Source organism: Caulobacter sp. P1_D6, from assembly GCF_056406095.1.
The window spans coordinates 1-540 of sequence record NZ_JBFUAW010000090.1 but is presented as its reverse complement, the minus strand read 5'-3'; the positions used below and the strand labels follow the sequence as shown (position 1 = coordinate 540).

Sequence of the window (540 nt, the reverse complement as noted above, 5' to 3'; positions counted from 1 at the left end):
CGCCGTGGCGAAGCAGAATCAGGGTTCCGATGCTCATGGGTGTCAGTTTCTCACGACACTCATCGCGAGGCGACGATCACGGTTTGATCGCCCGCACGTCGTGGAATGCTGTGCGGTATCCCGCAACCGTGGGCCCGACACCTCGTGGCGCGTCAACCCCCGCGACACCTACCGGCAAGGAACGAACATGGATTGGTGGGTCTGGCTCATCATCGCGATCGTCGTCGTCATCGCGATCGTCGCCCTGGTTCTCGTGATTCAGGCGAAGCGGCGCTCCGGCGGCGTCATCATCGTCGACCCGAAGCAGGGCAAGGGATCGAAACGATGAGCACCCTCATGCGTGCGAGCGAGGTGGCCAAGCGACCCGTCGTGACCATGGCCGGCGAGGACGTCGCGCAGATCAAGGACATCGTCTACCGCCCCGGCGGCGGTCAGGTCGCGGGCTTCACGATGGCCGGACGCGGTCTGTTCTCCGGACCGCGCAAGGACGTGCTCGCGTGGTCGGCCGTGTCGGCGCTCGGACCCGACGCGGTGATGATC

At 65.6% G+C, this 540-nt stretch carries 2 protein-coding genes; both read left to right on the top strand.

The window, feature by feature from the left end; all coding sequences use genetic code 11:
- Positions 1–328, top strand: a 328-nt coding sequence (locus AC1DYP_RS24810; RefSeq protein WP_477048565.1) for a hypothetical protein, incomplete at its 5' end; no start/stop codon positions are given.
- On the top strand, positions 325–540 hold a 216-nt coding region (locus AC1DYP_RS24805; protein ID WP_477048564.1), incomplete at its 3' end, for a PRC-barrel domain-containing protein. The genes AC1DYP_RS24810 and AC1DYP_RS24805, both read left to right, overlap by 4 nt.